We start from the raw sequence: 13127 nt of genomic DNA, 5'->3' as shown, positions 1-13127 counted from the left end.
AGGAGCTGAAGTCCACCTACTTCAGCCGCATGCTGACGGCGGACCGTGACGCCTTCTATGATGAGGCCGTTCTCCTGCTGCGCCGCGTCCGCAGGCGCGGCAGGCTCCCCATCTGGGCCAACACCCCTGAACGGAATTAGTCGGGATGGCTTAGAAGCGGCGTCATGCTTCCGGCGTCCTCTCCGTCCCCTCGCGACTTCGCGGCCTCGGCCCTCGCGGCCTGGCTGCTGTGTCTGGGTTTGTTCGCGGTCTACACCGCGAGCCAGGTGCAGATGCAGACGGACTCGCTGTGGTCCATTCCCTCCGCGGCCAGCATCCTCCACGAGGGCAACGCCGACCTGGACGAGTACGCGCCGTCGTTCACCCCGGCGACCGCGTACGCGCGAGGCATCTACGGCGGCCGCACCTATTACGAGTATCCGCCCGGGGTGATGGTCGCCGCGCTCCCGTTCCTGGCGGCCGCGGAAGGGCTGTTCTCGCTGGGCCGGCCGGTGCTCGCGCACCTGGGCGCTCCTGGCGCGGATGCGCTGGCGTGGCTGGAGTTGTTCCGGAGCACCGGCAAGGTGGACCTGGGCTCCTTCCACCGCACCGAACAGCTCATCGGTTCGTTCTACGTGTGCGCCGCCGCGGGCGTGCTGCTCGTCGCGCTGCGAAGGCGCGTGTCCGCTCGCGCCGCGCTCGTCACCGTCCTGCTCTTCGGGCTGGGGACGACGGCGTACTCCACCGCCAGCCGCGTCCTCTGGCAGCACGGCCCCGGGCTGCTCGCCATTGCCTGTGTCGTGCTGCTGCTGGCGAGGCCCGCGCAGACGCAGCGCACCGCGTTCCTAGCCGGGCTCGCGGTGGCGCTCGCGTATGTGTGCCGGCCCACGCACTCCATCTCCGTGGTCGTCGTCACCGCGTACTTCGTCCTGCGCTTCCACCGGCTGCTGCCCGCGTACTTCGCCGGCGCGGCGCTCGTGGCGCTGCCGTTCTGCGGGTACAACCTCCACCTCTACGGCTCGATTTTGTCGCCGTACTACACGCATCCGCTGGACGTGATGGGGTCGCGCTTCGTGATGGCGCTGGCCGCGAACCTGGTGAGCCCGTCGCGCGGGCTGCTCCTCTATTCGCCGTTCCTGGTGCTCGCCGGGGTGGGGTTCGTCCAGCGGTGGCGGAGCAGGGAGTTGACGCCATACGAGAAGGCCTTCGCCGTCATCGTGCTCCTGCACTGGGTGGCCATCTCCGCGTTCCCCATCTGGTGGGCGGGGCACTCCGTGGGGCCGCGGTTCTTCACGGACGTGCTGCCCTATCTCGTCGTCTTCCTCGCGTATCCCGTGCAGCTCGCGGTGGATGCGCCCCGCCAGCATCGCGTTCTCGCGGGCGTGCTCGCCGCGACGGCCGCGTTCAGCGTCGTCTTCCACTGGCGTGCCTCCACCTCCTACGACGTGCACGCGTGGAACTCCGTGCCGGTGGACGTGGATTTCGCGACGGAGCGCGTCTGGGACTGGAAGGATCCGCAGCTCCTGCGCGCCATTCCGGCCCGCTTCCGCGGCAACTCCCCGTAGGTCAGGGGCTCCGTCGCCTGCCTGCCTTCCAGCATGCGTCAGCGTCCGGACAGCCAAGGGCCTTGGCGTGCGCCGGGGACACCCTCAGCTTTCCACCGGACCTTTCTGCTCGAGGAGACGGTGACATGGCGAAGGCGATGAGCAAGCTGCCGCGCGCGCTGGGGTGGTTCAGCGTGGGCCTGGGCGTCACGGAGTTGTTGGGTGCGTGGAACCTGCTCCGGTTCTTCGGCATCTCGCGCGGCGACAAGTGGGTGCGGGCCTACGGCGCCCGGGAGCTCGCCGCCGGTGTGGCCCTGCTGAGCCCCGCGAACAAGCGTCCGTGGCTGTGGGCGCGAGTGGCCGGTGACGCGCTCGACCTGGCCACCATGGGCAAGGGCCTGCGCGAGCCCGGCGTGCGCAAGGGCCGCCTGCTCGCAGCCACCGGCGCTGTCGCGGGCATCACGTTGCTGGACATCTACGCCGCCGCGAACGCGTAGGCCCAGGCGGGACGTGCGTTAGGCTTCCTCCCTCTTCAAAGGAAGGAAGCCCGTGCGTCCCGTTCTCCTGTCCCTGTTGCTCCTGCCCGCGCTCGCGGGTGCCGCCGCCCCCAAGGCCCAGGACCCATTCGTCTTCACGGGCGTGGAGCGCATCGTCGCCGTGGCGGACGTGCACGGCGACGTGGACGCGCTGAAGGAAGTCTTGCGGCTCGCGGGCCTCATCGACGCGAAGGACCGCTGGATTGGTGGCAAGGCGCACCTGGTGCAGACCGGGGACCTGCCGGACCGGGGCGACCACACCCGCGACGCCTTCGAGCTGCTGATGCGCCTGGAGACCGAGGCGCGCAAGGCCGGCGGCCGCGTGCACCCGTTGCTGGGCAACCACGAGCTGATGAACATGCGCGGAGACCTGCGCTACGTCACGCCCGGCGAGTTCGCCTCCTTCGCGGACCAGTCCTCCGTCGCTGACGGCCCGGGGGAACCCAAGGGGCTCCGCGGCCACGCCGCCGCCTACGCCGCGGACGGGCGCTACGGGAAGTGGCTGCGCTCGCACCCCGCCGTCATCCGCGTCAACGACACGCTCTTCCTCCACGGCGGCCTGGCGCCCACCGTTCCCGGGACCACGTTGGAGGAGGTGAACCGCTGGGTGTGGCAGGACCTGACGCCGGGGCAGGCACCGGGCGGCGGCGTGGATCCGCAGGGCCCGGTGTGGTTTCGCGGCTACGCCATCGACGACGAGGCGAAGTGGGACGCGGGCCTCACCCAGGTGCTGGAGCGCTTCGGCGCCCGCCGCATGGTGATGGGCCACACGCCGTCCAAGGATGGCCGGCTCTCCGTCCGCTTCGGCGGCCGCGTCATCGTCATCGACACCGGCCTCAGCACCCACTACGGCCGCCACCTGGCCGCGCTGGAGCTTCGCGGCGACCGCCTCACCGCGCTCTACCCGGAAGGCCGGGTGCCCCTGCTCCCCACACCGAAGGCCGCCGCGCCCGCTCCGCGCCCCGAGGCAAAGACGGGGACGAAGTAGACGGTCCTCCTCCAGACGCCTACCTGGAGCGTTCACTGGAAGTCTTTTGACTTTGATAGTCAGTATCAATATCGTCCGACCCCATCAAACGCAGGGAGCCGCGATGCACGAGGGATGCGGGCCACAGGGAAGTGCCGGAGAGCTGCGCTGCATGTGCGGCAGCCTGCTGGCGCGACTGGTGCCGGGCGGCGTGGAGCTGAAGTGCCGCCGGTGTCACCGGACGCAGGTGGTTCCGCTGGAGCCGGGTTCGTCGGCGGAGCCACGGGGCGGCGGTGCTCCCCGAGGCAATGGCGGCTGAGACGCTTTGAAGGACCGGGCCTTTCGGTGAGGGGCTCGCGGCAGTGTGTTTCCTGAGGCCCGAGGCCCTTGAGCCCAGCGCCCGACAGGCTTCCCGTGAGCGGAGGCCCCCCGGCTTTCGTGCCGGGAGGACGTGGGATGTCCGGGCGTTGGTGGCTGTGCGCGCTGCTGTGGAGTGCCGTGTCCGGCCTGGCCCGGGCGGAGGACGTGCCGTCCGCGAACGGAGGCGTGGCGCAGGCCGCGTCTCCGTCTGACGCGGAGCCCGGGCCGGAAACGCCGGGGCAGGAGTCCGCGCCCGCCGCGGAGGCCGCCACGTCAGCGGAGCCCGTGGCCGCGTCGCCGTCGCCGTTGCCGTCGCCGTCGCCGTCGGAGCCGGATGCCGCCTCCGTGTCCGCGGAGGCCGTGCCCGCGTCGCCGTCGGAGCCGGATGCCGCCTCCGTGTCCGCGGAGGCCGTGCCCGCGAAGCCCGTTCAAGCGGTGGAGGCCACGCCTCCGGTGGAGGAGCCTCCCGCGCTCCAGACGGTGGTGACGAGCTCCCGCACGCAGGAGCGTCTGCGCGAGACGCCGGTGGCCACCGAGGTCATCACCCGTTCTGAGATTGTCGCCAGCGGCGCGCGAGACGCGTCGGAGTTGTTGAACGCGCGCCCGGGCTTCGTGGTGCAGCAGGGCTTCTCGGGCTCCGGGCTGTCCATGCAGGGCCTGGCTCCGGAGTACGTGCTGGTGCTGGTGGACGGCGAGCGCGTCACCGGCAAGGTGGACGGCAACATCGACCTGTCGCGCCTGTCGCTGGAGGACATCGAGCAGGTCGAAATCGTGAAGGGCCCCGGGTCCGTGCTCTACGGCAGCGACGCGGTGGCGGGCGTGGTGAACTTCATCACCCGCCGCGCGCAGCGCACCCTGGGCGCGGACCTGCGCGCCGCGTACGGAACGCTCGGGCGCCTGGATCTGGACGCCACCGGTGAGACGCGCGGCGACGCGTGGGGCCTGCGCATGAGCGCCGGACTCCAGCGGCGCGACGCCTACGACCTGGACACCACGGACCTCGGCACCACGGGCAGCACGCTGAGTGGCTACGACCTGTCCGCGCGCGGTGACTGGCGCGGCTCGGAGACGATGTCGCTGGAGGGCACCGCTTCCTATTCGCACCGCATCCAGCGCGGCGTGGACCTGGGCGCCGCGGGCGCGGTGTTCGACCGGGCCACCCGCGACAACACCTTCGCCTCGCGCCTGTCCCCGTCCTGGCGGCTGGGGGAGAAGGTGAACCTGCGTGCGGACGTGTCCTACGGTCACTACGAGCGGCGCTACCTGCGCGACCAGCGCAACGCCTCCGCGCTGGACACCGTGGAGGACACGCGCGACCAGCAGGCCCGCGTGGGTGCGCAGATGGACGCGCGTCCCGGCGGCGGCCACGCGCTGGTGGTGGGCACCGAGTACCTGGGCGAATGGCTGCAGTCGGACCGGCTGGACGGCGGACGCGGCCGGCGCGGCCGTGGCTCCCTATACGCGCAGGACAGCTGGACGCTGTGGGAGCGCAAGGGGCTGGTGGCGATGCGCGGCGGACGGGTGGATGTGGATTCGCAGTTCGGGCTCGCGCTCACGCCCCGCTTCGCGCTGAAGGTGGACCCCCTGTCGTGGCTCACCGTGCGCGGCAGCTACGGCTGGGGCTACCGCGCGCCCAGCTTCCAGGACCTGCTCATCGACTTCGAGAACCCCTCCGTGGGTTACACCGTGCGCGGCAACCCGGACCTGAAGCCGGAGCGCTCGCGCAGCTTCAGCTTCAACGTGGAGACGCGCCCCACGCGCGACTCCGTGGTGTGGGTGGGCGTGTTCCAGCACTCGCTGCGCGACATGATTTCCGCGTCGCTGCAGTCCGAGGGCGACTTCCTGCGCTACTCGTACATCAACATCGCCCGGGCGCGCGTGCGCGGCGGCGAGCTGGGCCTTCGCCAGACGCTGCCCGGCCGCATCCAGGTGGAGCTGGGCTACACGCTCACCGACGGCACCGACCAGGAACTGGACCGCGCGCTGGAGGGCCAGTCGCGGCACCGGCTCACCGCGCAGGCCACGTGGCGCCACCGCGAGTGGGGCCTGGAGGCGAACCTGCGCGGCGCGCTCACGGGCGAGCGTCCTTTCTATCCCGATACCAACGGAGACGGTGTGGCGGATTCCTACCGTGCCAGCCCCACCGTCTCCCTGGATGCCCGAGTCGCCTGGCTGATGCCAGCGGGCGGGCTCCAGCTTTTCGTAGTGGGCAGCAACCTCACCGGTGCGGGCAATCCGACGGACCTGCCCATCCCACCCCGCACCCTCCAGGCCGGTGTCTCCACCCGGTTCTGATTCTTCACCCCTGCACACTGAAGGAGTCCGCATGTTCCTCATTCCCTTCCGTCCCGGCTTCCTGGGCCGCGCCTGCGCGGCGCTGCTCATCGCGGGTCTGGGCACCGCATGCGGTGACGACCTCCAGCCCACGCCAGGGCCTGACGAGGACGAGAACCCCGTCGTCACGCCGCAGGACGGCGCGAACCTGAAGCACCACGACAACGGCGACGGTTCGTTCACCTCCGTCGTCGACGCGACCAACGCGGAAGCGTGGGTGGGCGTGGATCTGGACACGGGCAAGCAGGTGAGCGCGACCGAGGACGCGGTCTGGGACCTGGCCTTCCAGCGCTACACGGTGAAGGCGCGCGGCGGCGTCAGCGGCACGGGCAATGTGCAGGTGGCCATCGTGCCGGGCACGACGTTCGCGGCGCTCACCCAGGCGCCCGCGTCCGGCTACATGACGGACGCGGCGGACGGCCCGGACACCGGCGACAGTCCGGACACCGTCTTCAACCTGGGGGACGGCTGGTACGTCTACGACCTGCCGACCCATACGCTCACGCCGCGTGAGCAGCTCTATGTCGTGCGCTCGGATTCCGGGACGTACTTCAAGGTGCAGGTGCAGTCGTACTACGACGCCGCCGGCACGCCCGCGATGATGAAGCTGCTCTGGGCGCAGGTGGCCGCGCCGGCCGGGGGGCAGCCGTGATGGGCCGCACGGAGGAGGGGAGCCCGCTCGCCGCGCTGCGGGAGCGCTGGGTGGCCCTGCGTGAATCCGAGCCGCGCATGCGCATCCGCGACGCGGCGGACAAGCTTGGCGTGAGCGAGGCGGAGTTGCTCGCCACCGGCTTGAACGGCGAGTTGGTGCGGCTGGAGCCGCGCCTGGACGTGCTGCTGCCCCGCCTGGAGTCGCTGGGCCGGGTGATGGCGCTCACGCGCAACGCGTCCGCGGTGCACGAGAAGAAGGGCATCTACCGCAAGGTGGAGCTGCACGGCGCCCGGGCGCTGGTGCTGGACGAGGACATCGACCTGCGGCTGTTCCTGTCGCGCTGGTGCTTCGTCTTCGCGCTGCGCGAGGACCTCTCCGGCACGGTGCGCCGCAGCTTCCAGGTGTTCGACGCCGCCGGCACGGCGGTGCACAAAATCTACCTCCAGGACGACGCGAACGTCGCCGCCTTCGAGGGGCTGGTGCGCGAGCTCCAGCACGAGGACCAGAGCCACGTGCTGGACGTGGTGCCGGTGTCTCCTCCCGCCGAGCCCCGGCCGGACTCGGAGATCGACGCGCTGGGGCTCAAGGCCGGCTGGCGCGCGCTCCAGGACACGCACGAGTTCTTCGCGCTGCTCGGCAAGTTCAAGGTGGCGCGTACGCAGGCGCTGCGGCTTGCCGGGACGGAGTTCGCGAAGCCGGTGACGCCGGACTCGCTGGGCTGGACGCTGGAGCGCGCCGCGGCGAGCGAGCTGCCCATCATGGTGTTCGTGGGCAACCCGGGCGCGATCCAAATCCACACCGGCCCGGTGCGCACGGTGCGGCCCATGGGCCCGTGGATGAACGTGATGGATCCGGGCTTCAACCTGCACGTCCGCGCGGACCACGTTCACACCGCCTGGGTGGTGCGCAAGCCCACGCGCGACGGCGACGTCACCTCGCTGGAGCTGTTCGACAAGGCGGGCGAGAACATCGCGCTGCTGTTCGGCAAGCGGAAGCCGGGCGAGCTGGAGTCCCCCGCGTGGCGGACGCTGATGGAGGAACTGGTCCGGACGCTGCCCGCGGTGGAGGTGGCGTCATGAGGCGGACGGCCTCGAAGTGGGGCCTCGCCACGGCCCTGTTCGCGCTGGTGGCGCACGCGGCGCCTCCCGCCCCCAAGCCCGCACCGGCGCCGAAGCTCATCACCATTGGACCGGCCATCACGCAGACGGTGTTCGCGCTGGGCGCGGGCGACCGGGTGGTGGGCGTGGACGACTCCAGCGCGGCGTTGCCGGAGGCGTCGAAGGTGCGCACGGTGGGCTACCAGCGCGCGCTGTCCGCGGAAGGCGTGCTGTCGCTGGGCGCGGGCCTGCTGCTGGGCTCCGCGGAGGCCGGGCCTCCGCCGGTGCTGGAGCAACTCAAGCAGGCGGGCATGAAGGTGGAGACGTTCGCCAACGAGCCCACGGTGGAGGGCGCACGCGCTCGCATCCAGGGCATCGCGGAGCGGCTGGGCACGCCGGAGCAGGGCAAGGCGCTGGTGGCGAAGCTGGACGCGGACCTGAAGAAGGCGGCGGACCGCGCGACGCAGGTGAAGGGCACGAAGCCGCCGCGCATCCTCGCCATCTACGCGCGCGGCGCGGGCACGATGATGGTGGCGGGCTCGGGCACCGTGGCGGACACGCTCATCCGCCTGACGGGCGGGATGAACGCGGCGGACTCGCTGCCGGGCTACAAGCCGCTGGGCGCGGAGGCCGTGGTGGCGGCGGCGCCGGAGTTCGTGCTGCTGCCCGCGAGCTCGGTGCCGTCCGTGGGCGGAGCGGAGGGGCTGGCGAAGCTGCCCGGTCTGTCGCAGGTGAAGGGCTGGAAGCTCGTCACCGTGGAGGACGTGGACTTCATGGGCCTGGGACCCAACCTGGGCCAGGCGGTGGCCCGCGTGCAGGACGCGCTGGCCCCGGCTTCGGCTCCGGCCCAGGCTCCGGCGAAGGGCGGCGGCAAATGAGCGCGTCGGAGGCCATGCCCGTGCCCGCTTCGCGTCCGGTGCCTTCGCGGCTGCCGGGCGCGGGGCCGTGGGTGACGCTGGGACTGCTGCTGGCGTTGATGGTCCTGGTGTCGTTGGCGGTGGGCTCCATGACGGTGCCGCCGTCCGCCATCCTCGGAAGTCTCTGGGAGGCGCTGGGCCTGGGCGAGGCCTCCCACCGGATGGACTCCATGCAGCGCGCGGTGCTGTTCACCTTGCGCCTGCCGCGCGTGCTGATGGCCGTGATGGTGGGCGGGGTGCTGGCGACGACGGGCGCCGCGCTCCAGGCACTCTTCCGCAATCCGCTGGTGGAGCCCGGCCTTCTGGGCACCTCCAGCGGAGCGGCGCTGGGCGCGGTGCTGGCCATCGTGCTGGACGTGACGCTGGCCGCGCACGTGGGGCCCTTGCGGATGCTGGTGGTGCCGGGGGTGGCCTTCCTGGGCGCGTTGGCGGCGACGGTGCTCGCCCTGCGGCTGGGCACGGGAGGCGGGCGTACGGACACGCCGCGCGTGCTGCTGGCGGGCGTGGCGGTGAGCGCGGGCGCGTTCGCGGGCATGGGCCTGCTCACGCACGCCGCGTCGGACGCGCAGCTGCGCACCATCACCTTCTGGAGCCTGGGCAGCCTGGGCGGCGCGTCGTGGGAGACCGTGGGCGCCGCGGCGATTCCGCTGGTCGTGACGCTGGGGTTGCTCTTGAGCGAGGCCCGGGCGCTCAACCTGATGCTCCTGGGCGAGCGTGAGGCGTGGCACCTGGGCGTGGACGTGGAGCGGCTCAAGCGAAAGCTCATCCTCGCCGCCGCGCTGGGCGTGGGAGCCGCGGTGTCGTTCTGCGGGATGATTGGCTTCGTGGGCCTGCTGGTGCCGGCGCTGCTGCGCATCGCGCTCGGTCCGGACCACCGCAGGCTGCTGGCCGCATCCGCGCTGTCGGGGGCTTCGCTGCTGCTCGCGGCGGATCTGCTCGCGCGGACGCTGTCCTCCCCATCGGAGCTGCCGGTGGGCGCGCTCACGTCGGTGCTGGGCGTGCCCGCCTTCATCGGACTGCTCGCGCGCAAGGGGGTGGCATGAGCCTGGAGGCACGCGGCATCGAGGTGTGGCGCGGGCGGGGGAGGGTGGCCGGTCCGCTGTCGCTGGAGGTCCAGCCCGGCGAGGTGTTGGCCGTGGTGGGCCCCAACGGCGCGGGCAAGTCGTCCCTGGTCGCGGCGCTATCAGGCGAGCTGCGCTGCAAGACGGGCGACGTGTACCTGGAGGGCCGCGCGCTGCACCAGTGGCCCTACCTGGAGCGCGCACAGCGGCTGGGCGTGCTGCCGCAGGAGTCTTCACTGGGCTTCGGCTTCACCTCGCTGGAAGTGGCGGCCCTGGGCCGCAGCCCGCATGCCCGGCGTGGCGGTGACGCGTCCGACCTGGACATCGCCCGCGCGGCGCTGGATGCCACGGACACGCAGCACCTGGCCTCGCGCGCGTACACGACGCTCTCCGGTGGCGAGCGGCAACGCGTGCAGCTGGCCCGCGTGCTGGCCCAGCTGTGGACGCCGCCCGCGCACGGCCACCGCTACCTGCTGCTGGACGAGCCGACGGCGAGCCTGGACCTGTCCCACCAGCACCTGGTGCTGGAGCGTGCCCGCGCCTTCGCGCAGGACGGCGGCGCGGTGCTCGCGGTGTTGCATGACCTGAACCTGGCCGCGCGGTACGCGGACCGCATCGCGGTGTTGGACCAGGGCCGGTGCGTGGAGACGGGCACGCCTTCGGGCGTGCTGACGCCCGGCCTCATCGCGGGCACCTTCGGGTTGCAGGTGGAGGTGGTGTCGCGGCCGGACCTGCCCGGACCGCTGGTGATTCCCCTGGGCCGCGCACCCGCGCCGCCCTGACACGCGGCCTTCCTCCCGCGAGGAGGGTGTCCACGCGCGAGAACGCCCCTCCAAGGCCACGCGTCGGACCCTCCTCGCGGAAGGACGTTGTGCCCTTCACACGCGGGCCACGCGCTCCCGCGTCGCGCGCCTTGGACGCGCCTGGGCCGGCTCCGGACGCAGGTAGCCGACCGCGAGCGCGGCGATTTCATCCACGAACGCATCGTCCTCCACGTAGTCCGGCCGGTCCGTCAGCGCCGTGTGGCACAGCGCCTCCACGGTGTTCACCAGGATGAAGACCGCCATGTCCAGGTTCCGGGGGCGCAGGTCCTCGAAGCGGGGCGCGAGGAACGCACGCACCAGCCGGTGCAGCCGCTGCGAGTACGCATCCGACAGGCCCCACTGCCGCATCCGCGGCATCAGCTCGTGAAGCACCTGCTGCAGGCGAGGGTTCTCCCGCTTCACCGCGAGCACCTGCCGGATGATGGCGCGCATCGCCACCGGAAGCGGCTGCCCGGCGAGCGGCACCAGCCCTGACTCGAAGTCCGCCAGCGACCGCGCGCGGTGCTGCTCCATCAGCGCCGTCACCAGCCCCTCCTTGCTGGGAAAGTATTGGTAGAGCGAACCCACGCTCACCCCCGCCTCCTGGGCGATGCGGTTGGTGCTCGCGGCCTCGTAGCCGTCCCTGAGCAGAACGCGAGCAGTCGCGGTGAGGATGGCATCAACCGTGGCCTGCGCCCGCTCCTGGCGGGGCGCCCTGCGACGGGAGGGAGGGGGACGGCGGGGCATGAGGCCTCCTCGAGGGAATGTGAGCACCACGCGAGTTGAGAACGTGAGCGACCGCTCACATTCTAACCCCATGCAAACGACCTCGTCCCAGTCCCCTGTTCGTTCGTCTGTCTCGCCGTCCTCCCCGAGGGGCAAGGCCTTCCCCTACGCAGGCCACCGCGCGCTCGTGACGGGCGCGTCGTCCGGCCTGGGGGTGGTGTTCGCCCGCGAGCTGGCGGCGCGAGGGATGGATCTCATATTGGTGGCCCGCTCCGAGGACCGGATGCGCGAGCTGGCGGCGGAGCTGAAGGAGGCCCACCACATCCAGGCGGAGGTCATCGCGTTGGACCTGGGCCGCGAGGGTGCGGGCCGCGAGCTGTACGCGCGCTGCCAGGAGAAGGGCCTGCGGGTGGACCTGCTGGTGAACAACGCGGGCTTCGGCACGCACGGGGCCTTCGACGCGGCGCCGTTCGCGCGGCAGCACGAGCAGGTGATGCTCAACGTCACGTCGCTGGCGGACACCAGCCACTTGTTCCTGCCGGACATGCTCGCGCGCGGCGTGGGCGGCATCCTCAACGTGGCGTCCATCGCGGGCTTCCAGCCGGTGCCGTACATGGCCATCTACGCGGCCAGCAAGGCGTTCGTGTTGTCCTTCACGGAGGCGCTGTCGGAGGAGACGCGCGAGCGCGGCGTGCGCGTGCTCGCCCTCTGCCCGGGCCCCGTGAAGACGGCCTTCTTCGAGGTGGTGGGCACCCAGCAGGCCGCGGTCGGCCCCATGGCGACGGCAGAGGAGGTGGTGCTGCACGCCCTCAAGGCCCTGGACCAGGGCCGCGCGTCGGTGGTGCCGGGGTGGCGCAACTGGATGCAAGCGAACCTGACGCGCTTCACGCCGCGCCGGCTGGGCCTGCGCGTGGCGGCCGGGATGATGCGGCCTCCAGGGGCGGTAGGCACGGGCACCACGCGGCTCGCGCCGTAGCAGCGTGCCCCAGGCTCAGGATGCCGGACGCCGTTTCGGCACTGTCGGCGTGGGCGAGTCCAGGGCCGCGGCGAGCTGCGCGTCGGTGAGCTGGAAGAAGGCCTCGCTGCGCGGGGCCTATTCGCCAGTGAAGACGAACGAAGTCCTCCAGCTCCGAAGGGCTGATGCCACGAAAGGCCACCACGGCCGGGTCGAGCCACTGCGCCGTGTCGATGGCGCCCTCAGCCGTCGCGAACTCCAGCCCCCATCCTTCCGGCGCCCGGACGTCCAGCAACCTGCACCGGGGTTGGCCAATCCCACGGCCTGAGGTTCTCCGCGAGGATCACTGCGCCGCCCACCGGGCACGCTTTCCGAAAACCTGTCCGACAGTCGGACAGGGATGCGCCGCATGAAGTCCCACCTCGATGGTGGGCCGCGGTCGTGGCCATACGCGGACACGAAGGTGGGGCACGGACAGAGGTCCCCCGTCCGGGGCCGGTTGCCTCAAAACCTGTCCGACAGTCGGACAGGGATGCGCCGCATGAAGCCCCAACCTCGGTGGTGGGCCACGGTCGTGGCCGTGCGCGGACCCGATGGTGGGGCACGGACAGCGGCCCCCGCCCGGGGCCGGTTGCCTCAAAACTTGTCCGACAGTCGGACAGGTTTTCGCCGCATGCGGCCCGCGAACTTGTCCGACAGTCGGACAGGTTTTTCTCCGACCGGGCCCGGAGAGTGGCCCCCTGGCTGGCAATGAGGAGGGTGGGCCCGCACGTCCATGTCAGACCCCTGTGGTTGGATGGCGATGCTGGGACGAGGAAGGGGATGGGGATGGAACGGCGAGGACTCGTGGCCTATGTGGAGGCGCAAATCGAGCGCGATATCGCGCTGGGGCGGCTGCACCCGAGCGGGCAATTCGGCTCCGAAGCGAAGCTGGCGCGCCGCTATGAGGTGTGCCGAGGCACCATCCGTGAGGCGCTGCGGCGGCTGGCCGCCCGGGGCCTGGTGATTCAGCGCCCCGGACGCAAGACGCGCGCGGTGGCGTTGGATGAGTCACTGACGCTGGAGAACCGTAACTCCTCGCCCGCCCCCGTCGTGACGGGAGGAGGATGACGTGCGGAGGTGAGCGCTCGATTCGAAGCAGGAGGAGCGCGTGGGCATGGAGTCGAAGGAGCTGGCAGCGAAGCTGAAGCAGGAGG

General features: G+C 71.5%; 12 protein-coding genes and 1 pseudogene. 12 read left to right on the top strand and 1 reads right to left on the bottom strand.

The annotated features are described in order from the left end of the window. Nucleotides 1-164 precede the first annotated feature (164 nt). From D7Y15_RS38240 to D7Y15_RS38195, 10 genes are all read left to right on the top strand, one after another. Nucleotides 165-1544: a hypothetical protein gene (locus D7Y15_RS38240; RefSeq protein ID WP_121755653.1), complete on the top strand. Its 1380-nt coding sequence runs from the start codon at nt 165-167 to the stop codon at nt 1542-1544. 125 nt (nt 1545-1669) lie between these two features. Beyond that, nucleotides 1670-2020: a hypothetical protein gene (locus tag D7Y15_RS38235; protein ID WP_120579282.1), complete on the top strand. Its 351-nt coding sequence runs from the start codon at nt 1670-1672 to the stop codon at nt 2018-2020. A 52-nt stretch (nt 2021-2072) separates the two neighbouring features. Next, a complete protein-coding gene (locus D7Y15_RS38230) occupies nt 2073-3047 on the top strand; it encodes a metallophosphoesterase (RefSeq protein WP_121755652.1) in 975 nt (324 codons plus the stop codon). 151 nt (nt 3048-3198) lie between these two features. Continuing rightward, nucleotides 3199-3345 (top strand): hypothetical protein, encoded by a 147-nt coding sequence (locus D7Y15_RS38225; RefSeq protein ID WP_233601300.1) that lies wholly within the window; start codon nt 3199-3201, stop codon nt 3343-3345. 137 nt (nt 3346-3482) lie between these two features. Further along, nucleotides 3483-5681: a TonB-dependent siderophore receptor gene (locus D7Y15_RS38220; protein WP_121755651.1), complete on the top strand. Its 2199-nt coding sequence runs from the start codon at nt 3483-3485 to the stop codon at nt 5679-5681. Between the two features lie 31 nt (nt 5682-5712). Then, nucleotides 5713-6372, top strand: coding sequence for an HmuY family protein (locus D7Y15_RS38215; RefSeq protein WP_121755650.1), 660 nt, complete (start codon nt 5713-5715; stop codon nt 6370-6372). Beyond that, a complete protein-coding gene (locus D7Y15_RS38210; RefSeq protein WP_120597552.1) occupies nt 6372-7451 on the top strand; it encodes a hemin-degrading factor in 1080 nt (359 codons plus the stop codon). Before D7Y15_RS38215 ends, D7Y15_RS38210 begins: the two co-directional genes overlap by 1 nt. Continuing rightward, nucleotides 7448-8347 (top strand): hemin ABC transporter substrate-binding protein, encoded by a 900-nt coding sequence (locus tag D7Y15_RS38205; RefSeq protein WP_120580937.1) that lies wholly within the window; start codon nt 7448-7450, stop codon nt 8345-8347. The genes D7Y15_RS38210 and D7Y15_RS38205 overlap by 4 nt, the downstream gene beginning before the upstream one ends. Before the next feature lie 14 nt (nt 8348-8361). Beyond that, nucleotides 8362-9429, top strand: coding sequence for an iron ABC transporter permease (locus D7Y15_RS38200; RefSeq protein ID WP_304988694.1), 1068 nt, complete (start codon nt 8362-8364; stop codon nt 9427-9429). After that, entirely contained in the window at nt 9426-10229 is an 804-nt protein-coding gene (locus D7Y15_RS38195) for a heme ABC transporter ATP-binding protein (RefSeq protein WP_120580939.1), read from the top strand. The genes D7Y15_RS38200 and D7Y15_RS38195 overlap by 4 nt, the downstream gene beginning before the upstream one ends. A 96-nt stretch (nt 10230-10325) precedes the next feature. Here D7Y15_RS38195 and D7Y15_RS38190 read toward each other — a convergent pair whose 3' ends face one another. Beyond that, nucleotides 10326-10997 carry a TetR/AcrR family transcriptional regulator gene (locus D7Y15_RS38190; RefSeq protein WP_120580940.1) on the bottom strand — a complete coding sequence of 224 codons (672 nt, stop codon included), beginning with the start codon at nt 10995-10997 and terminating at the stop codon, nt 10326-10328. A 70-nt stretch (nt 10998-11067) separates the two neighbouring features. On the opposite strand from D7Y15_RS38190, the gene D7Y15_RS38185 reads away from it, so the two are divergent. Next, the gene (locus D7Y15_RS38185; RefSeq protein ID WP_121755647.1) at nt 11068-11952 is read left to right on the top strand and encodes an SDR family oxidoreductase; all 885 of its coding nucleotides are present in this window, start codon (nt 11068-11070) and stop codon (nt 11950-11952) included. Between the two features lie 801 nt (nt 11953-12753). Beyond that, a pseudogene (locus tag D7Y15_RS38180) lies at nt 12754-12999 on the top strand (FadR/GntR family transcriptional regulator); the annotation flags it as partial. Nucleotides 13000-13127: the final 128 nt, after the last annotated feature.

Source organism: Corallococcus sp. AB030 (assembly GCF_003668965.1).
GTDB classification, from domain to species: Bacteria; Myxococcota; Myxococcia; order Myxococcales; family Myxococcaceae; genus Corallococcus; species Corallococcus exiguus.
The sequence above is the reverse complement of the archived record's forward strand: the minus strand, read 5'-3'. Positions and strand labels throughout refer to the sequence as shown.